13 protein-coding genes and 1 pseudogene are annotated in these 21275 nt (G+C 69.8%); 9 read left to right on the forward strand and 5 right to left on the reverse strand.

What is annotated here, in order from left to right:
• Positions 1 to 90: 90 nt before the first annotated feature.
• Positions 91 to 390: a PASTA domain-containing protein gene (locus ACWDUN_RS18215; protein WP_449931035.1), complete on the reverse strand. Its 300-nt coding sequence runs from the start codon at positions 388 to 390 to the stop codon at positions 91 to 93.
• Positions 391 to 529: 139 nt separating this feature from the next.
• Here ACWDUN_RS18215 and recC point away from each other — a divergent pair, with 139 nt between their 5' ends.
• From recC to recD, 3 genes are read left to right on the forward strand one after another with little or no spacing between them, the layout of a single operon-like run.
• A complete protein-coding gene (gene recC, locus ACWDUN_RS18220; RefSeq protein WP_449931037.1) occupies positions 530 to 3697 on the forward strand; it encodes an exodeoxyribonuclease V subunit gamma in 3168 nt (1055 codons plus the stop codon).
• On the forward strand, positions 3694 to 6939 hold the full coding sequence (recB, locus tag ACWDUN_RS18225) for an exodeoxyribonuclease V subunit beta (protein ID WP_449931039.1): 3246 nt from the start codon (positions 3694 to 3696) through the stop codon (positions 6937 to 6939). The genes recC and recB overlap by 4 nt, the downstream gene beginning before the upstream one ends.
• A complete protein-coding gene (gene recD / locus ACWDUN_RS18230; protein WP_449931041.1) occupies positions 6936 to 8546 on the forward strand; it encodes an exodeoxyribonuclease V subunit alpha in 1611 nt (536 codons plus the stop codon). The genes recB and recD overlap by 4 nt, the downstream gene beginning before the upstream one ends.
• Here the strand turns inward: recD and ACWDUN_RS18235 are convergent.
• Positions 8543 to 8692 carry a hypothetical protein gene (locus ACWDUN_RS18235; protein ID WP_449931043.1) on the reverse strand — a complete coding sequence of 50 codons (150 nt, stop codon included), beginning with the start codon at positions 8690 to 8692 and terminating at the stop codon, positions 8543 to 8545. The two genes, recD and ACWDUN_RS18235, sit on opposite strands and share 4 nt — an antisense overlap.
• Before the next feature lie 282 nt (positions 8693 to 8974).
• Positions 8975 to 10051, reverse strand: a complete 1077-nt coding sequence (locus tag ACWDUN_RS18240; RefSeq protein WP_449931045.1) for a fatty acid desaturase family protein — start codon at positions 10049 to 10051, stop codon at positions 8975 to 8977.
• A gap of 119 nt (positions 10052 to 10170) precedes the next feature.
• Here ACWDUN_RS18240 and ACWDUN_RS18245 point away from each other — a divergent pair, with 119 nt between their 5' ends.
• Entirely contained in the window at positions 10171 to 11019 is an 849-nt protein-coding gene (locus ACWDUN_RS18245) for an NYN domain-containing protein (RefSeq protein ID WP_449931046.1), read from the forward strand.
• 1 nt (position 11020) lies between these two features.
• Here the strand turns inward: ACWDUN_RS18245 and ACWDUN_RS18250 are convergent.
• Positions 11021 to 12280 (reverse strand): annotated as a pseudogene (locus tag ACWDUN_RS18250) (erythromycin esterase family protein); the annotation flags it as partial.
• Positions 12281 to 12369: 89 nt separating this feature from the next.
• On the reverse strand, positions 12370 to 14127 hold the full coding sequence (gene stpK7 / locus ACWDUN_RS18255; protein WP_449931048.1) for a serine/threonine protein kinase StpK7: 1758 nt from the start codon (positions 14125 to 14127) through the stop codon (positions 12370 to 12372).
• A gap of 195 nt (positions 14128 to 14322) precedes the next feature.
• Between stpK7 and ACWDUN_RS18260 the strand changes: the two genes are divergently transcribed.
• The 5 genes from ACWDUN_RS18260 (at position 14323) to ACWDUN_RS18280 (ending at position 21248) form a co-directional block, all read left to right on the forward strand.
• On the forward strand, positions 14323 to 16686 hold the full coding sequence (locus tag ACWDUN_RS18260; RefSeq protein WP_449931050.1) for a lysylphosphatidylglycerol synthase transmembrane domain-containing protein: 2364 nt from the start codon (positions 14323 to 14325) through the stop codon (positions 16684 to 16686).
• A 65-nt stretch (positions 16687 to 16751) separates the two neighbouring features.
• Positions 16752 to 17225 carry a TspO/MBR family protein gene (locus ACWDUN_RS18265; RefSeq protein WP_449931051.1) on the forward strand — a complete coding sequence of 158 codons (474 nt, stop codon included), beginning with the start codon at positions 16752 to 16754 and terminating at the stop codon, positions 17223 to 17225.
• 1 nt (position 17226) lies between these two features.
• Positions 17227 to 18333 carry a diguanylate cyclase domain-containing protein gene (locus ACWDUN_RS18270; protein ID WP_449931053.1) on the forward strand — a complete coding sequence of 369 codons (1107 nt, stop codon included), beginning with the start codon at positions 17227 to 17229 and terminating at the stop codon, positions 18331 to 18333.
• Between the two features lie 27 nt (positions 18334 to 18360).
• Positions 18361 to 20328: an acyltransferase family protein gene (locus ACWDUN_RS18275; protein WP_449931055.1), complete on the forward strand. Its 1968-nt coding sequence runs from the start codon at positions 18361 to 18363 to the stop codon at positions 20326 to 20328.
• A 152-nt stretch (positions 20329 to 20480) separates the two neighbouring features.
• On the forward strand, positions 20481 to 21248 hold the full coding sequence (locus tag ACWDUN_RS18280; protein WP_449931057.1) for a cutinase family protein: 768 nt from the start codon (positions 20481 to 20483) through the stop codon (positions 21246 to 21248).
• Positions 21249 to 21275: the final 27 nt, after the last annotated feature.

Below are 21275 nucleotides of genomic sequence, written 5' to 3' on the forward strand. Positions count from 1 at the left end.
CTGATTTGTCGCTCAAAGGCACCGGCATACCCCACCCGGAAACAGCCCGCGAGTTCCGGTCCGCGGGGCGGGCAACCGCCCCAACCCGAGCTAGCAGTCGCCGCGCTTGTTCACCGCAATGGCGGTCCAGGTCTTGGCCTCCAGTGCCTTTCCGGCCGCCGGCTGCTGCTTGCAGACGTCGTACATCTTCGGCGCACGGATCGTCCAACCCTCGTGGTAGCCGTTGATGACCTCGAGCCACGGCCCACCGGTGTTCTTGATGGCCTCGTCGTACGCGATCTGCGCCTCTTCCAGGCTCATGCCCACCAGATCCGGCATCGTCCAGGCCGGCTCGGCGGCCGCGCTCGGAGCCCCCGCCACCGCCAGCGCAAACACCGCGGCACCGCTCACTGCAAGCGTCCTGATCAACGCGAACCCCCTCTGTCATCGTGCCGAGGCACACACCAAACTCGTCCCGCAGCGAAAACCGCTCCGGCAACCTTCATATTGTCATGTCGTCGTGTCAGACCCGCCCGTTACGCTGAGCGCGATGGCCTTGCACCTACACCGCGCCGAGCGGACGGACGTGCTCGCCGACGGCCTGGCGACACTGCTCGCCGACCCACTGCCCGACCCCTTCGCCACCGAACTGGTCCTCGTCCCCGCAAAGGGCATCGAGCGCTGGCTCAGCCAACGACTGTCCAACCGCCTCGGCGTATGCGCCGGCGTCGAGTTCCGCAACCCACGCTCCCTGATCGCCGAACTCACCGGCACCGACACCGCCAACCCCTGGGCCGCCGACGCCATGGCGTGGCCATTGCTCTCCGTCATCGACGACAGCCTGGACGAACCCTGGTGCGCCACCCTGGCCAACCACCTCGGCCACTTCGCCACCGGCGAGGAACGCGAACTGCGCCAGGGCCGTCGCTACGCCGTCGCCCGCCGACTCGCCGGCCTCTACGCCTCCTACGCCCGCCAACGCCCCCACCTGCTCACCGACTGGGACGGCCTACCCGACGACCTCGCCTGGCAGCGCCCGCTCTGGGACCGCCTGGTCGCACGGATCGACGCCGACCCGCCCCACCTCCGCCACTCCGAAACACTTGCCCGCCTTCATACTTCACCCAGCGACCTACCACCACGGTTGTCCCTGTTCGGCCACACCCGGATACCGGCTACCGAGATCGAGCTGCTGCAGGCCGTCGCCACCCACCACGACCTGCACCTGTGGCTCCCCCACCCCAGCGACCCACTGTGGCGCACCCTCGCCGACCGGCACGGCAACCTCCCGCGCCGCGAGGACACCGACCACCGCGACGTCGGCCATCCACTGCTGGCCACCCTGGGCCGCGACCTACGCGAACTGCAACGCGCCCTACCCACCCCGGACACCGACGAATACCTGCCCACCACAACATATCCCGACACCATGCTGGGCTGGCTGCAATCCGATATCGCCGCCGACGCCATCCGCCCCGCCGACCGTCGCCACCTGAAAACCGACCGCTCGGTGCAGGTACACGCCTGCCACGGACCGGCCCGCCAGATCGACGTACTGCGCGAGGTCCTGCTCGGCCTGCTCGCCGACGACCCCACCATGGAACCGCGCGACATCTTGGTCATGTGCCCAGATATCGAGACCTACGCCCCGCTGATCAGCGCGGGATTCGGGCTGGGCGACGTCGTGCACAACGCCCACCCCGCGCACCGGCTGCGCGTCCGCCTGGCCGACCGCGCACTGGTGCAGACCAACCCCCTCCTGGCGGTCGCCGAACAGCTGCTCGCCCTCGCCGGCGGACGCGCCGGTGCCAGCGAAGTGCTCAACCTGGCCGGCGCCGCCCCGGTCCGCGCCCGCTTCTCCTTCACCGACGACGATCTGGACGCCATCAGCGCCTGGGTCCGCGAGGCGAACATCCGCTGGGGCTTCGACCAGCAGCACCGCAAACCGTACGGCCTCGAGTTCCTGCACAACACCTGGAGATTCGGCCTGGATCGGATCCTGGCCGGGGTCGCGATGTCCGACGATTCACACGCCTGGTTGGGCACCACCCTGCCCCTGGACGACGTCAGCAGCAACCGCGTCGAACTCGCCGGCCGGTTCGCCGAGTTCGTCGAGCAGCTGCACGCCGCCGTGCGCGCCATGAGCGGCACCCGCCCGCTGACCGACTGGCTGCAGTCGCTCACCGAGGCGATCGACGCGCTGGCCCATGACGACGAGGAGTGGCCGGCGGCCCAGGTGCAACGCGAGTTCGCCGAGATCCTCGACGACGCCGACGGCACAACCCTTTTGCGGCTCAGCGATATCCGGGCCCTGCTGGGTCGCCACCTCGCCGGCCGGCCGACCCGCGCCAACTTTCGCACCGGCACCCTGACCGTGTGCACCATGGTGCCGATGCGCTCGGTGCCGCACCGGGTGGTGTGCCTGGTCGGCCTCGACGACGGCGTCTTCCCCCGCCAGGGCGCCATCGACGGTGACGACATCCTGGCCCGCGACCCGCGCACCGGTGAGCGCGACATCCGCTCCGAGGACCGCCAACTTCTGCTCGACGCCATCGGCGCGGCCACCGAGACACTGGTCATCACCTACACCGGGGCCAACGAGTACACCGGCCAGGCGCGCCCGCCCGCGGTACCCATCGCCGAACTGCTGGACACCGTGCGCGCCACCGCCGCCGAACCGCTCGACGACCTGGTCACGCGGCACCCGTTGCAGCCCTTCGACATCCAGAACGTCCAGCCGGACAAGCTGATCCCGGCCAAGCCGTTCACCTTCGACCGCACCGTGCTCGACACCGCCAAGGCGATGGCGGGCAAGCGCGCCGCGCAACCACCGTTCGTCGCGGGCCCGCTGTCCGAACCGCCGCTCGACGACGTCTCCCTGGCCGACCTGGTCGCCTTCTTCAAGAACCCCGTCAAGGGCTTCTTCCGCGCGCTGGACTACACGCTGCCCTGGGACGTCGACGGCGTCTCGGACGTGATGCCGGTGGAGATCGACGCGCTGCAGGAATGGACGGTCGGCGACCGCATGCTCGCCGACATCATGCGCGGTATGACACCCCAGGACGCGCAGCAGGCCGAATGGCGCCGGGGCACGCTGCCCGCCGGCAAGCTCGGCTGGCGTCGCGCCGTCGACCTGCGCGATCAGGCCGCGCTGCTCGCAGCCGCCGCACTGCGCTACCGCGGCACCGACGGCCGCGCCTTCGACGTCGCCGTCGACCTGGGTGCGGGACGGCGCCTGACCGGCACGGTGTCCTCGGTGTTCGGCGACCGGCTTGTCACCGTCACCTACTCCAAGCTCGGCGGTCAGCACCTGCTGGCATCGTGGATTCCCCTGCTGGCCCTGACCGCTGCGCACGGCACCCGCTGGAGCGCGGTGTGCATCGGCCGTCCCCCGCGCGGCACCGACCCGCGGGTGACCGCGCTCAGCGGACCCGCCGACGCACAGACCCTGCTGCGCGACCTGGTGGCCATGTATGACGAGGGCCGGACCCGTCCGCTGCCGTTGCCGATCAAGACGTCCTACGCCTGGGCGGCCGCCCGCCAGGCCGGTGAAGACCCGCAGCAGCCGGCCAACTACCGCTGGCGCAACGAACGCGACGACCCGGCCATCCAACGCGTCTGGGGCCGCGACGCCGATCTGGAGGACCTGGTCGGCCTGCCCGACTACGCACCGCGACTGTGGCTGCCGCTCCTCGACGCCGAGGAGGCCGCGCCGTGAAGACCTTCGACCTCACCGGGGCGCTGCCCCCACCCGCCACCACCACGGTGCTGGAGGCCAGCGCCGGCACCGGCAAGACGTTCGCCCTGGCCGGCCTGGTCACCCGGATGGTCGCCGAAAACCGCGCCGGACTGGACCAGATGCTGCTGATCACCTTCGGCCGCGCCGCCAGCCAGGAACTGCGCGAACGGGTCCGGGGCCAGATCGTCGAGGCGATCGCCGCCCTGGAGGATCCGGGCAAGGCGACCACCGACCTGCTGCGCCACCTGGTCCGCGATGACCGGCAGGCCCGCCTGCAGCGCCTGCGCGACGCACTGGCCGGCTTCGACGCCGCCACCATCGCGACCACCCACCAGTTCTGCAGCATCGTGCTGAAATCGCTGGGCGTGGCCGGGGACAGCGACAGCGGCCTCACCCTGGTGGAGAACCTGGACGAACTGGTGTCCGAGATCGTCGACGACCAGTACCTGGCCCGCTTCGGCCACGACGGCGACGACCCGGCGCTGTCCTATCGCCAGGCCCAGCAGCTGGCCAAGCAGGTGGTGCGCAACCCGGCCACCGAGCTACGGCCCACCGACCCGGACCCGGACCCGGACTCCGGTACCGCCGTTGCGTTGTCCTTTGCCCGGGATGTGCTGGCGGAGTTGGAGATCCGCAAACGCCGCAACGGCATCCTGGGCTACGACGACCTGCTGACCCGGCTGGCCCAGGCGCTGGCCGACCCGGATTCGCCGGCCCGGGTCCGAATGCCGCAGCGCTGGCCGGTGGTGATGGTCGACGAGTTCCAGGACACCGACCCGGTGCAGTGGCAGGTACTGGAACGCGCCTTCGCCGGGCAGTCCACGCTGATTTTGATCGGCGACCCGAAACAGGCCATCTACGGGTTCCGCGGCGGCGATATCGACACCTATCTGCACGCGGCCGAGACCGCCGGGGACAAGCAGACGCTGGGCACCAACTGGCGCAGCGACGCCGATCTGGTCGACCGACTGCAGGTGGTGCTCGGCGGCGCCCAACTCGGCGGCCCCGAGATCGTCGTGCACGATGTCCAAGCCCACCATCGCGGCCACCGGCTGGCCGGCGCACCGCGCAACGACCCGTTCCGGCTGCGGGTGGTCACCCGAACGGGCAAGGGCACCAGAACCATTCCGATGGACCGGCTGCGCACCCACATCGGTGCGGACCTGGCCGCCGATATCGGCGCGCTGCTGGCCGCCGGCACCACCTTCGACGGCCGTCCGCTGCAGGCCCGCGACATCGCCGTAATCGTCGAGACCCACCGCGACGCCCGCGCCTGCGATGCCGCACTGGCCGAAGCCGGGATCCCGGCGGTCTACACCGGTGATTCCAATGTGTTCGCCTCCCGCGCCGCGCAGGACTGGCTGTGCCTGCTGGAGGCCTTCGATCAGCCGCACCGCTCGGGTCTGGTGCGCGCGGCGGCGTCGACGCTGTTCTTCCGGGAGACCGCCGAGACGCTGGCCGCCGGTGGCGACGCGCTGACCGACCGGGTGGCCGAGGAACTGCGCAGCTGGGCCGGACATGCCCGCGAACGCGGGGTGGCGGCGGTCTTCGAGGCGGCCCAGTTGGCCGGGATGGGCAAGCAGGTGCTGTCCTGGCAGGGCGGCGAACGGTTGATGACCGATCTGGCCCATGTCACCCAACTGCTGCAGGACACCGCGCACCGCGAGGGTTACGGCCTGCCCGCCCTGCGTGATTGGCTGCGCGCCCAGGCCGGCGAGGAGGGCGGTTCGGCCGAACGCAACCGCCGCCTGGACAGCGACGCCGCGGCCGTGCAGATCATGACGGTGTGGGTGTCCAAGGGCCTGCAGTATCCCGTGGTCTATCTGCCGTTCGCGTTCAATCGGTATGCGCCCGACCCGAATCCGGTGCTGTACCACGACGACGGGATACGCTGCCTGCACGTCGGCGATGCCGGCCCGGGCGTACTGCGCGCCGGTAAGGCCGAGGCCGCCGCCAACGACAGCCGGCTGACCTATGTCGCGTTGACCCGGGCCTGCTCGCAGGTGGTGGCGTGGTGGGCGCCGTCCTGGGATGAGCGGCACGGCGGGCTGTCGCGGCTGATGCGCGGCCGCGCCCCCGGCGAGGCCGAGGTGCCCGCGGTGTGTTCCCCGGAACGGATCTCCGATGCGGACGCCCGGGCCCGGTTGCAGGCGTGGGCCGATGCGGGCGGACCGGTGCTGGAGGAGTCGGTGATCGACACCGTCGAGCCGCCCGACATCGGAATGCCGCCGACGGATCTGGCGGTGCGCCGGTTCCACCGGTCCATCGACCTGTCCTGGCGGCGCACGTCGTACTCGGGCCTGCTGCGCGCCGCGGAGGAAGCCCCGGTGTCCAGTGAGCCCGAGGTCGTCGAACTCGACGACGAGGTGGCCGACATCCCCGTGGTCGCGCCGGCGTCCGGGGCCGATGTGCCCTCGCCGATGGCGGCGCTGCCCACCGGCGCGGCGTTCGGGTCGCTGGTGCACGCGGTGCTGGAGACCGCCGACCCGTTCGCGGCGGACCTGACCGCCGAACTGCGCACGCATATCGAGCGGCACAGCGCGCGCTGGCCGGTGACGGTCGCGGCCGACGAGCTGGCCGCCGCGCTGGTGCCGATGCACGACACCGATCTGGGGCCGCTGGCGCCGGGGGTGACGCTGCGCCGGATCGGGTTGGCGGACCGGTTGCGGGAGTTGGACTTCGAGTTCCCGCTGGCCGGTGGCGACGGTACCGTCGGCGGCTTCGCCCGGTTGTCGAATCTGGGTGCCCTGCTGGCCGAGCACTTACCCGCCGACGACCCGATGGCCCGCTATGTCGACCGGCTGTCCTCGGGCGCGCTGGGCGGCCAGCCGCTGCACGGTTACCTATCGGGTTCCATCGACGCGGTGCTGCGCGTCGACGGGCGTTATGTGGTGGTGGATTACAAGACCAACTGGCTGGGCGTCGGTGACGCGCCGCTGACGGCGGCCGACTACGGCCCGGAACGGCTGGCCGAGGCGATGCTGCATTCGGACTACCCGCTGCAGGCGCTGCTGTACAGCGTGGTGCTGCACCGGTACCTGAACTGGCGGCTGCCCGGTTATGACCCGGACGTGCACCTGGGCGGCGTGCTGTATCTGTTCGTGCGCGGCATGTGCGGGGCCGACAACCCGGTGACCGAGGGCAGCCCGGCCGGCGTGTTCAGCTGGAAGCCGCCCGCTGCGCTGGTCATCGCGCTCACCGAACTGCTGGGGGGCCTGTGAACATCGACTTCGAACCCGCCGATATCCATGTGGCGCAACGGCTGACGGCCCTGGCCGAGGAGACCTCGCCCCAGGTCACACTGGCGGTGCAACTGGCGGTGCGGGCGTTGCGCGGCGGTTCGGTGTGCGTCGACCTGCGTGCGGCGGCGCGCGAGGTGGACCTGGTGGCCGACGAGTGGCTGGCCGCGGTGGCCGCCAGCCCGCTGGCCGGAACGCCGCCGGTGCTGCGACTGCTGGGCGATCTCCTGTATCTGGATCGGTACTGGCTCGAAGAGCAGCAAGTGTGCGCCGACGTGCTCACGCTGGTGGGCCACCGGCCGACCGGCGAGCTGCCGGATGTGTTGCGGCTATTCCCCGATGACTGGGCCGAGCAGCGCGCCGCGGCGCAGATGGCGCTGACGCAGGGACTGACCGTGCTGACCGGCGGACCCGGCACCGGCAAGACGACGACGGTCGCGCGGTTGCTGGCCCTGCTGGCCGAGCAGGCCGCACTGGCGGGCCGGCCGACACCGCGCATCGCCCTGGCCGCACCCACCGGCAAGGCCGCCGCCCGGTTGCAGGAGGCCGTGCAGATCGAGGTCGATGCCCTGCCGCCGCAGGACGGTTCGCGGCTGGCGGGTCTGCAGGCCACCACGCTGCACCGGCTGCTGGGCTCGCGCCCGGACACTTCATCGCGGTTCCGGCACCACCGCGGAAATCGGCTGCCGCACGATGTGATCGTCGTCGACGAGACGTCGATGGTGTCCTTGACGATGATGGCCCGGTTGTTGGAGGCGGTGCGCCCGGACACGCGGCTGTTGCTGGTGGGTGATCCGGATCAGCTGGCCTCGGTGGAGGCCGGGGCGGTGCTGGCCGATCTGGTCGACGGGCTGGGCGCCGACCGGGTGGCCGCGTTGCGGACATCGCATCGGTTCGGCGCAGCGATCGGGGCGTTGGCCGCCGCGATCAGGGCCGGCGACGCCGACGCCGCCTTGCAGGTGCTGGCCGCCGGTGGAGCGCATATCGAGTGGCTGCCCACACCCGGTGGGTTGCGCGACGTGCTGCTGCCGCATGCGCTGCGGTTGCGTGAGGCGTGCGTGCTCGGCGACGCCGGCACCGCGCTGGCCACGCTCGACGAGCACCGGTTGCTGTGCGCGCACCGGCACGGACCGGTCGGGGTGACGCACTGGAACCGGCAGGTGCAGCGCTGGCTGACCGAGGCAACGGGTGATCCGTTGTGGGCGACGTGGTATGCCGGTCGGCCAATTCTGGTGACCGCCAACGACTATGGACTCAAGCTCTACAACGGCGATACCGGCGTCACGGTGGCCGCACCGGACGGTCTACGGGTGGCGGTCGGCGGTATGTCGTTCGTCCCTGGGCGGCTGACCGAGGTCGAGACCATGCACGCCATGACGATCCACAAATCGCAGGGAAGTCAGGCCGACGAGGTGACGGTGCTGCTACCGACCGAGGATTCGCGGTTGCTGACGCGCGAGTTGTTCTACACGGCGGTGACGCGCGCGAAGACCCGCGTGCGGGTGGTGGGATCGGAGGCCGAGGTGCGCGCAGCGATCTCCCGCCAGGCCGTCCGGGCGACGGGCCTGGGACTGCGGTTGCGTGCCTAGACGGTCTTCGCCGCGAAGGCGGCGCTGGAGACGATGCCGATGGCCAGAGCCAACGTGCCGTAGCCGAGGATTGCGGCGGCCACGACGGCGCCGACCGCGCCGGCACCGAGCAGAACCATGATCACGCCAAGCAGAACACCGCTCATGTCCACCTCTTTCGTATGACTGCCGTCACAATGTAGCTCAGTGGGTGGTCTGAATCACACACAATCAGGTGTCCGTTCGGCGACGATCACTTACGCGCGTTTGCGCAGGCAGCCGTGCAGACTGATGCCCCGCGGGACGGAAGTTTTGTTAGCTCGGCATAGCACCGGTCGCGAACTGGTGCACTAAGGCGAACTAACGATCTCGGACCCTACGCTGGGCGCGAATTCGGCACAGCCGCAGCGCCGCGGTCCGATCCAGGTTCATCCGATCGGCGGACACCGTCACCCGCCCGGCTCTCCGGGCACCGCGAGGCGCACGTTGGTCCGCAGCGTCTGCAGGTACTGACGCGGCAGCGACCCGGTGGTGTAGGCGATGCCGTACTTCTCGCACAATTGCCGGACCCGCACGCTGATCTGCGCATACCGGTTGCTCGGCAGATCGGGGAACAGGTGGTGCTCGATCTGATAGCAGAGGTTTCCGCTGGAGAACGCCAGCACCGGCCCGGCCCGGAAGTTGGCCGCGCCCAGCATCTGGCGCAGATACCAATGCGACCGGGTTTCGTGCTCCAGGACGGCCGGCTCGAACTGCTGCACACCATCGGGGAAGTGCCCGCAGAAGATCACCATGTAGCTCCACAGATTGCGCAGCAGATTGGCCACGGTGTTGGCCGCCAGCGTCCGGCGCCAGCGGCGACCGCTCAGGGCGGGCAGCAGCACGTAATCCTTGGTCACCTGCTTGCCGATCTTGGCCAGCAACGTGCGGCCGACGGCACGGCGGGCCTGCGCGCTGTCGGCCCGCTCGCACTCGGAGTGATAGCCATGGCGCGCGATGCCCCATTCGAAGATGGCTCCCAGCAACAGGTTTCGCAGCGGCTGCAGCAGATGTTCGCGTTTCCACGGCTGATCGCGGGTGACCCGCAGGACCCCGAACCCGAGATCATCGTCCACGCCCAACACATTGCTGTACACGTGGTGGCGATAGTTGTGCGAGTAGCGCCACTGCACCGACGGGCCGACCATGTCCCATTCCCACGTGGTCGAGTGGATCTCCGGGTCGTTCATCCAATCCCACTGGCCGTGCGAGACGTTGTGCCCGATCTCCATGTTCTCCACGGATTTCGCGTACGCCAGCGCCGAGGTGCCGATCAGCCAGCCGGTCCGCGACCGGGTACCGGCGATCACCAACCGGGCCGCGGCGTCCAGGGCCCGCTGGAAGATGATCGCGCGGCGGATATAGGCCGCATCCGCCGCGCCGAGGCTGTCCTGCACGTCGGCTCGGATGCGGTCGAGCTCGGCACCGATCGCGTCGATATCGGTGTCGGTCAGGTTCGCGTATGCCGCGATATCGCTCAGAGCCACTGGAATCCCTGGTCCGTCTGTGTGCGGCGGGAAGCCCCCGGACCACTGTGGTGCGTCTGCGAGCCTAGGCCGCGCCGGGCCTGCGTGCCACGCGAGCGCGCGTGGGCCACACTGGACCGGTGACCGAAACCGCTCCCACCCGCGTCGCGGTCTACCTCGACTTCGACAACATCGTCATCTCCCGGTACGACCAGGTGAACGGGCGCAATTCGTTTCAGCGCGACAAACGCGACCAATCCGAGGGGTTGCCCGCCGAGGCACTGGAACGTTCGACCGTCGACGTCGGCGCGATCCTGGACTTCGCGTCCTCGTTCGGCACGCTCGTGCTCACCCGCGCCTACGCCGACTGGTCGGCCGAGGTCAACGCCGGCTACCGCCAACAACTCGTCGGCCGCGCGGTGGACCTGGTGCAGTTGTTCCCGGCCGCGGCGTACGGCAAGAACGGTGCCGACATCCGGCTGGCCGTCGACGCCGTGGAGGACATGTTCCGACTGCCCGACCTGACCCACGTGGTGATCGTGGCCGGTGACTCCGACTACATCGCCCTGGCGCAGCGCTGTAAACGGTTGGGCCGCTACGTCGTCGGCATCGGTGTCGCCGGATCGTCGAGCAAGGCACTGGCCTCGGCATGCGACGAGTTCGTCGTCTACGACGCGCTGCCCGGGGTGCCGGTGTACGAGCCGCCGGACCAACCGAAGAAGGGCACCAGGCGCACCAAGAAATCCGACGAGCCCGACCCGCAGGCGGTGGCCACCGCGCTGCTGGTGCGCGCGTTGCACATCGGCCTGGAGAAGGACGATGTGGACTGGCTGCACAACTCGGCGGTCAAGGCGCAGATGAAGCGCATGGACCCGTCGTTCAGCGAAAAGTCGCTGGGATTCAAGTCTTTCAGTGATTTCCTGCGGTCGCGCACCGATGTCGTCGAGCTCGACGAGAGTTCGACGACGCGAATGGTGCGACTGCGCTGATTCACAATCCATCGGGGTAGGTCTCGGATTCCGCGCCGGCGGGTTCGGCGACGACTTCGAGCGGTTCGAGCGCGGTGGTGCGGTCGATGTGGATCAGGGCGTCGTACTGGTCGGCGGGCCGGGCCATGAAGTAGTGGCTCTGCCGTTCGGTGGCGGGCCGATAGATCACCCCGATGGCGCGGTGCAGCAAGCGTTCGGCCGGCAGTTCGTCGGCCCGCAGCAGGAAGTCGCCGCCGGCCTGGTGGAACAACGCCTCGACGCTGCCGGGCAACGCCGGGCGCACCGTCATGGTCTGGGCCGGTTCGTCCCACTGGTCGGCCGCGGTGACCGTGCCGCTGTCGGTGGTGAAACCGATGGTGCAGCTGTGCCCGGGGAATTGTTCGCGCACCAACTGGCCGAGGTTGAGCTGACCGTCGTCGCCGAGTTCGGTGGCGCGCGCATCACCGAGGTGAGAATTGTGCGCCCACACCACGATCCGTGCCCCGCGTGAGAGACCGTCGAGATGGTCGGCCAGCTGCCGCAGGGTCTCCAGCATGTGCCGGTCCCGCAGGTTCCAGGATTCGTTGTGGCCGACGAACATGGTGCGGTAGTACTGCTCGGCGGCGGTGACCAGGCGGGCGTTCTGCTGCGCGTAGAACCGTTCGTCGTCCTCGGCCATCCCGTCACCACGCACCCGGTCCAGATCGAGGCGCTGGAATTCGGCGAGCTGCGCGACGACTTCGTCCTCGCAGGACTGGCCGGCCCCGAAGGCCGCGCGGTAGCCGTACCGCTGTTCATCGGTGATGTGCTCGAAGCAGCCGTAGCGCCGCCGGGCCCGCTGTGCGGCATCCGGATCGCGCCGGTCCAGATAGCTGATCACCTCGGTCATCGAGCGGCGCAGGCTGTACAGATCCAGGCCGAAGAAACCCACCGGCGTCGAGCGGCGACCGTTGAAGTCCTGCAGCCACTCCACGAAATCGCGGACGACGGTGTTGCGCCACATCCATTGCGGGAAGCGCTGAAATCCGGCCAGCGCGGCCTCGGCGAGCGCATCGGTGCCGGTGTGCCGGACATACCGGTTGACCCGATACGCGTCGGGCCAGTCGGCCTCCACCGCCACCGCCGCGAACCCCTGCTCCTCGATCAGCCGGCGGGTCATGTGGGCGCGCGCGGCATAGAACTCGTGCGTGCCGTGGCTGGCCTCCCCGATCAGCACGAACCGCGCATCGCCGACGAGGTCGAACAGCACCTCGTCGGGCAGGATGCCGTTGTGCGCGTCGATGCGGTGCAGGCCGATGGCATCCACATGATCCATATGACGGCGCTACCCGGTGGGCGGGCGTTCAAACCGCGTCGAACCGCCGACGCAACCTAGCGTGCGGCCCCGTTGAGCACGGGTTCGGTGATCATGCCGCGCTCGACACCCCACATCGTGGCGATGGTGCGGTACTCGCCGGTCTCGATCAGATGTTTCAGCGCGGCCAGCAGCGGTTGGGCCAGCGCCGAACCCTTGGCCACCGGCCACCCGTACGGCGCGGAGTCGAACACCTCACCGGCCGGGACCAGCGCCCCGCCGCTGAGTTTGATGGCGAACCCGGTGACCGGCGAATCCGCCGTCATCGCATCGATCTCACCGGCGATCAGCGCCGCGGTGACATCGTCCTGGCGGGTGTAGACCACCTTCTCGATCGGCGCGAGGCCCGCGGCGACGCACTCGTCGCTCTTGGCGGGCAGTTCCACCGTCTCCTGGATGACGCTGTACGCCACCCCGACGCGCAGCCCACAGGCCGCGGTGGGATCCACCGCCGACCCGCTGCGCTGCGCCCACAGCGTGCCCGCCTCGAAATAGGTGACGAAGTCGACGAGCTTCTGCCGCTCCAGGGTGTCGGTCACCGAGGACATCCCGACGTCCACCCCGCCGTCGCGCACGGCCGGGATGATGTCGTCGAATTCGCTTTCCCGGTACTCCGTCGTCAGGCCGAGCGTGCGGGCGACGGCGTCCATCAGGTCGACGTCGAAGCCGACGATCTCACCGTCGGAGTTGGTGAACTCGTTGGGCGCGTACGGCACGTTGACGCCGACGACCAACGTGCCCGCCTCGCGCACCGGCACGGGCACCGTCGACGCGATCGCGGGCACCGCGCCGTCGGGCCACTCGGTGGTGTCGCGGGAGTCCCACCACTTCCAGGCCCCGACCGCACCGGCGCCGACGAGCACCAGCACACCGGCGACGATCAGCGCGCGTTGCGGCAACCGGCCCGCACCCGAGGGCTGCCGGCGGGCGGTGTGCCTGCCGGAACCGGTCACCCGCACCGGAGCCCGCAGGGCCCGCGCCGCGGCGGCGGCCAGCTCGGCGCCCGACTGGTAGCGCTTCTCCGGCTTCTTGGCCATGCCCTTGGCGATGACCTCGTCGAACGGTGCCAGCCGGGGATTGGACTCCGACGGCTTGGGCACCGGCGCCACCATGTGCCCGGCGATCTGTTGTTCCAGGCTGTCGGCCGGGTATGGCCGCGCCCCGGTCAGGCATTCGTAGAGCACACAGGTCAACGCGTAGGTGTCGGCGCGGGCATCGGCGAACCCGCCGTCGAACCGTTCCGGCGCCATGTAGGCCAGGGTGCCCAACGTGCTGCCGGCCGTGGTCATACCGGATTCCCCGGCCGTGCGGGCCAACCCGAAGTCGATCAGGTAGGCGAAGTGCGACCGCGTCAGCAGGATGTTGGACGGTTTGATGTCGCGGTGGATCAGCCCCTGCTGGTGCGCGGCGTCCAGCGCCGAGGCGATCTGCTCGACCACCTGCACCGCGAACGCCGGGTCCAGCGGCTTGTCCGTCTCGGACAGCATCGCGCCCAGCGTGCGGCCCTCGATGAGGCGCATGTCGAGATACAGCCGGCCGTCGATCTCGCCGAAACCATGGATGGGCACCACATGCGGGTCGTTGACGCCGGCGGCGGCCTGCGATTCGCGCCGGAACCGCTGCTGGAACACCGCGTCCTGGGCCAGTTGCGGGGGCAGCACCTTCACCGCGACGACCCGGTCGGTCCTGGTGTCGTAGGCCCGGTAAACCTCGCCCATACCGCCCCGGCCGATCAGCTCCTGCAGCTGGTAATGGCCGAAAGGTGTCGAATCCACCTGTTTTCCTCTCGGCGCTGGCCCCCGGGCGTCGATGTGTCGATCGAAGTTACATCACAGGTGGCAAAAATGTCATGACGAGTCACTTGGGCCGGGGGCAGCTCGCGGCACCGGATGCGAAATCAGGGGTTATCTCACAGCGTCGATGGACCCGCTTCGCGCAGGAAGCCGTCCCGCCCGGTTACGTTTGTCCCCGTGCGAGTCGACGGCCGGGACATCAGCGTCACCGGCAGCCTGCTGCAACCGCTGACCCGGCGCACCAACGAGATCCTGCGGGTGGTGTTGTCGGCGCTGTTCCTCGCCGTCGTCATCACCAGCTCGCTGATCACCCGCAACGAGTGGGTGTCGCTGGAACGGTCGATCTCCGGGATCATCGGCGTGCTCACGCCGACCCAGTCCAATCTGGTGTACCTGGCCTACGGTGTCGCGATCCTGGCGTTGCCGTTCATCATCCTGGTGCAGCTGATCCTCGGCAGGCACTGGCTACTGCTGGCGGCCTACGGTGCGGCCGGGGTGATCGCGGTGCTCGCACTGTCCATCAGTGGTCGCGGAATCGCGGCGCCGCAGTGGCATTTCGACCTGCGCGACCGCCTCGACACCCAGCTGTCGCAGTTCCTCGACGACCCACGCTGGATCGCCCTGCTGGCCGCGGTGCTGACGGTGTCCGGTCCGTGGTTGTCGCGTCGGCTGCGCCGCTACTGGTGGGCGCTGCTGCTGGCGTTCGTACCGATCCACCTGGCCGTCAGCGCCGTGGTGCCGGCGCGCTCGCTGCTGGGTCTGGCCGTCGGCTGGTTCGTCGGTGCCCTGGTGGTGTGGGTGGTGGGCACCCCGGCGCTGGAGGTTCCGCTCGACGGTGCGGTGCGTGCGCTGACCCGGCGGGGCTTCATCGTCTCGGCGCTGGCCGTCATCCGGCCGCCCGGTCAGGGCGCGCTGGTCCTCGCGGCCACCGGCCCGGACAGCACCGCCGTCGTCGAGTTGTACGGACCCAACCAGCGCAGCGGCGGCGCCCTCACCCAGCTGTGGCGCAAGGTCCGGCTGCGCACCGACGAGACCGCCCCGCTGCACGCGTCGATGCGCCGCACCATCGAGCACCGCGCGCTGATGGCCATCGCGATCGACACCCTGGGGCTGTCGAACATCTCGTCGGTGTCGGTCAGCGCGCTGGACCGCGGCTGGACGCTGTATGCCCGCAAGCCCGCGCGCGGGGTGCGTCTGAGCCCGGAGTCCGCGTCGGTGACCGATGTCTGGAAGGCGCTGAAAACCCTGCAAGACAACCAGATCTCGCACGGCAGCCTGTGCCGCGACGAGATCACCGTGCATGACGGGCAGGTCCAGTTCGGCGGGTTCACCAACGCCGAATACGGCGCCACCGACGCTCAGCTGCAATCCGATATCGCACAGCTGCTGGTGACCACCTCGGACGTGTACGACCCGGAGACGGCCGTCGCCGCCGCCATCGAGACGCTGGGCCGCGACACCGTGCTGACCGCGTCGCGCCGCCTGACCAAGACGGCGGTGGCCGCGCGCATCCGCGATTCGGTGCACAACCCGAAGGCCGTCATCGAGGCCGCCCGCGAGCAGGTGCAGCAGCAGACCGGCGCCGACAGCATCCGCAACGAGACCATCACCCGGTTCACCCGGGTGCAGCTCATCCAGCTGGTGCTGCTGGTGGCGCTGGTCTACGTCGCCTACCCGTTCATCAGCACCGTGCCGACCTTCTTCGACGAGCTGGCCAACGCCAACTGGTGGTGGGCGCTGGTGGGGCTGATGGTCTCGGCGCTGCGTTATGTCGGTGCGGCCGGCGCGCTGTGGGCGTGCGCCGACGGGCTGGTGGCCTACCGGCACCTGGCGATCATGCAGGTGGCCAACACCTTCGCGGCCACCACCACGCCCGCCGGGGTGGGCGGACTCGCGCTGAGCACCCGGGTGCTGCAGAAGGGCGGGCTGAGCACCATGCGCGCCACCGCGGCGGTCGCGCTGCAGCAGAGCGTGCAGGTGATGGTGCACGTGCTGCTGCTGATCCTGTTCACCACCATCGCCGGCGCGTCGGCGAACCTGTCGCATTTCGTGCCGAGCGCGACGGTGCTGTATCTGGTCGCCGGTGTCGCGCTCGGACTGGTCGGGGTGTTCCTGGCGGTGCCCAAGCTGCGGCGCTGGCTGGCCTCATCGCTGGCGCCGAAACTGCAGGAGGTCAAGACCGACCTGTGGGAGCTGTCCAAGGAACCCAAGCGGCTGGCGCTGATCGTGCTGGGCGCGGCGGGCACGACGCTCGGGTCGGCGCTGGCGCTGTGGGCCAGCATCGAGGCCTTCGGCGGTGACACCTCGTTCGTCACCGTCACGGTGGTGACGATGATCGGCGGCACGCTGGCCTCGGCGGCGCCGACCCCCGGCGGTGTCGGCGCGGTGGAGGCCGCCCTGATCGGTGGCCTGGCCGCGTTCGGTGTGCCCGCGGCCATCGCGGTGCCCGCGGTGCTGCTCTACCGGGTGCTGACCTGCTGGCTGCCGGTGTTCGTCGGGTGGCCGGTGATGCGGTGGCTGACCCGCAAGGACATGATCTGAGCGTTTGACGCTTGCGTCGACTGGATACTCCGGGGTGACCGTTCAGCCCGAACTTGGAGCATCCCTTGCAGATTCGCACGTTCGTCCCCACCGCGCTGGCCGTCGCCGCGACCGCCGCGGTCGGCAGCCTGGCCAGCAAACCCGCCGTCGAATCCGCGTGGTACGCCAAGCTCCGCAAGCCCCCGTATCAGCCGCCGCGCCAGGCGTTCCCGATCGCGTGGACGTCGCTGTACGCCGATATCGCGACCGTGTCCGCGCAGACGCTGGACGACTCCCCGCCCGAGGTGCGCCGCACCTACATCCGGGCGCTGGTGATCAACCTGATCCTCAACGGCGGCTGGTCGTGGCTGTTCTTCAACCAGCGCAAGCTGGGCGCCTCGGCGATCGCGTCCGGCGCGTTGACGGTCAGCAGCGCCGATCTCACCCGCCGCGCGGCCGCGGTGCGCGGCGTCAAGGCCGCGCCGCTGGGGCTCTATCCGTTGTGGTGTGCGTTCGCCACCGCCCTGTCCACCCATATCTGGGTGCTCAACCGGCGCTGATTTGCCCCGCTCGAAGATCTGGCGGACGGGCTCCGGCGCCTACTACCGCCAGCAGTTCCAGCTGTGGTGGAACGACGACGTCGACCACACCTGGATGCTTGATTTCCTGCGCACCCGCGGGTTCATGCTGCCGCTGCGCGCGGTGGTCGCCGCCGTCGGCGTCGGGATGGGCGTGGCGCTGCTGAGCCTGCAGTTCGTCGCGCTGGCGGAGCCCGTCGGCGTCAGCCGCGGAATTCTGGCGCTGATGGCGGTCGCCGCGTTCGTCTGGCCGGTCTACTGGCTGCTGTTCCCGTGGCCGTCTCCGCGCACGTCGATCGTCCTGTTCCTGGCCATCGATCTGAGCATCGCGGTGGCCGCCGCCGTCCGCGCCGACCCGCTGGCCGGGCTGACCAGCACCCCGCTGTTCGCGGTGACCGGCATCTACATCATGTTCTTCCACGGCGCCCGCGCGACGGCGGTGCACCTGCTGATCGCGGTGGTCGCGATCATCGCGCTGGCAACGCGGCTGGGCACCTCCGACTATGCGGACGCGGTACCGCTGGCGGTCGGCAAATCGGTGATCTCGTTTCTGGTCACCGTCTTCATCCTGCCGTTCGCCCAGTTCGGGTTCTGGTTGATCCGTAACAGCTCGGTGGAATCACTGGCCGACCCGTTGACCGGGCTGGCCAACCGGCGCGGGCTGCGCGATCACGTGGCGCGCATGATCGACACGGAGGCCGAACCGGAATCGGTGTGCGTGTTCGTCATCGACATCGACAAGTTCAAGAGCGTCAACGACCGTTACGGCCATGCCATCGGCGACGACGTGCTGGTGCAGACGGCGGCCGCACTGCGCGGGATCCGGCGGCGGCCCGCCTTCGCGGCGCGCACCGGCGGCGAGGAGTTCGTCATCGTCGACCTGCTCGACGCCGACGGCGCCGAATCGGTCGGTGACCGGCTGCGCGCGGCGATCGCCGCGGTCGGGCCGCCCGCGGTGACCGCCAGCGTCGGTGCGGCGTGCGGGCCGGTGGCGAGCATGGAGGCGTTCGAGTTGCTGCTGCGCCGGGCCGATACCGCGATGTATGCGGCCAAGCGCGGTGGCGGGGACAGGGTCGTCATCGCCGACTGAAGATCCGGCGCCGATATGCTCTGCACCTTGCACACGACACAGCTGACCCCGGTTTATCTCGCGCCCGCCGGGCGCCGGGCGCGTCCCGATCTCGACGCGCTGGCCGTCGTCGCCGTCACCCTCGTCGTCATCGGCCACCTGTGGCTGGGCCGGGTGTCCGGCGGGGTCGACGTACTGCTGGTGCTGGCCGGCTACTTCTTCGGCTCGCGACTGCTGGCCCGTGACGGCTCGGTGTGGGCCGAGGCGGGGCGGTGGGCGCGGCGGTTGATCCCGGCGCTGGTGCTGATGCTCGCGGTGTCGGCAGGGCTGACCGTGCTGGTGCAACCGCAGACCCGGTGGGAGTCCTTCGCCGAGCAGACGCTGCCGAGCCTGGGCTTCTTCCAGAACTGGACGTTGGCCACGACGGCCGGCGATTACCTGCAGGCCGGCGAGACGGTCACCCCGCTGCAGCATCTGTGGGCAGTGTCGGTGGCCGCGCAGGTCCTGCTCGCGGTCGTCGTGGCGGCGTGGCTGATCCGTCGACGCGGTGCGCTGATCGCGGTGCTGGCCGCGGCCGCGGTGACGTCGCTGGTGTGGGCGTGGGTGCAGAGCGACCCGGCGCTGGCCTACTACAGCAGCCTCACCCGGGCGTGGGAGGTGCTGGCCGGGGTGGTCGCCGCCGCGGCCGCCGGCCGGCGGGCATGGCCGTTCTGGTTGCGGCAGGTGGCCGTCGTCGTCGGCGTGATCGCGATCGTGGCGTCCGGGTTGTTGGTGGACGGGGTGGCCGAGTATCCGGGGCCGTGGGCGCTGGTCCCGGTGCTGGCGACGGTGCTGGTGGTGGTCAGCGGTCCGGCAGGGGCGCCCTCGCCCGGTGTCGTGGGCTGCGCGTACGCGCTGTATCTCTGGCATTGGCCGCTGCTGATCTTCTGGCTGGCGCACACCGACAACGACTCGGTGGGGATCGGCGAATCGGCGGCGATCCTGACCGCCGCCGCCGTGGCGTCCTGGCTGACCTGGTGGTGTGTGCGGGGTTCGTCGGACGGTTGGCGGCCGGTGGTGTCCGGCGCCGTGACGGCCTGTCTGGTGGTGGGGCTCGCGGCCGGTGCGACGGGCTGGCGCGAACACGTCGCGCAGGTCCGTGACAGCGGCACCGAGTTGGCCGCGCTACCCGCGCGGGACTATCCGGGTGCGAGCGCGATCCTGGAGCAGCGCCGGGTGCCCAAGCTGCCGATGCGCCCGACCGGACTGGAGGCCTCCGACGATGTCCCGGCCTCGACCATCGACCGCTGCCTGGCCGACTTCGGCGGCGAGGATGTCGTCACGTGCGTGTACGGCGACCCTCGGGCGTCGCGCACCATCGCCCTGGCCGGTGGCTCGCATTCCGAGCATTGGCTGACCGCGTTGCATGCGCTGGGGCGCCAGCACGGTTTCCGGGTGGTGACGTATCTGAAGATGGGTTGCCCGCTGACGACCGCAGAGGTGCCGATCATCGCCGGGCCGTTCACGCCGTACCCTTCGTGCCGTACCTGGTCGGACAATGCGCTGGCGCAGATCATCGCCGACCGTCCCGATCACGTGTTCTTCACGACCACCCGCCCGATCCTCGACGGTGACGGCGACTATGTGCCCGACCACTATCTGGGCATCTGGGATGAGCTGTCCGACAACGGGATCGGCATGCTCGGCATCCGGGACACCCCGTGGATGCTGCGCGATGGACGGTTCTTCTCACCGGTGGACTGCCTGGCTGTCGGCGATGACGCCGACACCTGCGGGGTGCCGCGCTCGGAGGCGCTGGCCGACCGCAATCCGACGCTCGATGTCGCGCAGGCCTATCCGCTGCTGCAATTGCTGGACCTCTCGGATGCGGTGTGCCGGCCCACCATCTGCCGCGCGGCCGAGGGCAATGTGCTGATCTATCACGACGCGCATCACCTGTCGGCGACGTATGTGCGCACCATGGCCGAGGAGTTGGGTCGTCAGATGGGTGCGGCGACCGGGTGGTGGACGCAGTAGAACCCCTGATCGAGGCGCTGCCATTCCGCTACCTGAAGTGAGATGGATCACGTGATCTTGGTGGAATCCCGCTCCCGCCCGCCCGCTTGTAGCAGGTAGCTGCCACCACTACCGAAGAGCGATGGCACAGCGGATTCCAGAAGGGACATCTCATGAGTGCATCGCCACTGACCAGCAGCGCACGGGCCGTGCGGGCAGCGATCTTCTCGGCACTGGCCGTCTTCGCCGTCGCCGCCGGCATGTTCGCCGGGCCCGCGGCCACCGCCAACGCCGCCGACGACTCCTGTGTGGACGTCGCGGTGGTGTTCGCTCGCGGCACCTTCGAGGGCCCCGGCGTCGGCGCGACCGGGCAGGCCTTCGTCGACGCGCTGAACGCGCGACTGCCCGGCCAATCGGTGAGCGTGTACGGCGTCAACTACCCGGCCTCGCTGGACTTCGGCCGCGCGGTCGACGGAATTGCCGACGCCACCAATCGGATTCAGCAGATCGCCGCCGAATGCCCCGACACCAAGATCGTGCTGGGCGGTTACTCGCAGGGCGCCGCCGTCGCCGGCTACAGCACCAGCAGCAGCGTGCCGGCCGGGTACGTGCTGCCGGCCGGGCTGTCCGGACCGATGCCGGCCGAGGTGGCCCCTCACGTCAGCGCGGTGGTCCTGTTCGGCACCCCGAACAACTGGTTCCTGAGCCTGGCCGACCGCAGCGCTCCCCCGATCGCCGTCGGCGATTTGTACGCCGGCAAGACCCTGCAGCTGTGCGCCGTGGGTGACCCCATCTGCTACCCCGGTGGACTGGACCGCTCGGCCCACAGCTCCTACAAGGTCAACGGGATGGCCGATCAGGCTGCCGATTTCGTGGTGAGCCGGCTGGGCGTGCCCGCCCCGTCCGCCACCCTGGTGCAGGCGGCCGCACACGCCGGCTGAACGGCTTTCACGAATCAGGCCCCCTCG

The sequence above is a fragment of the Mycobacterium sp. NPDC003323 genome (assembly GCF_053589535.1).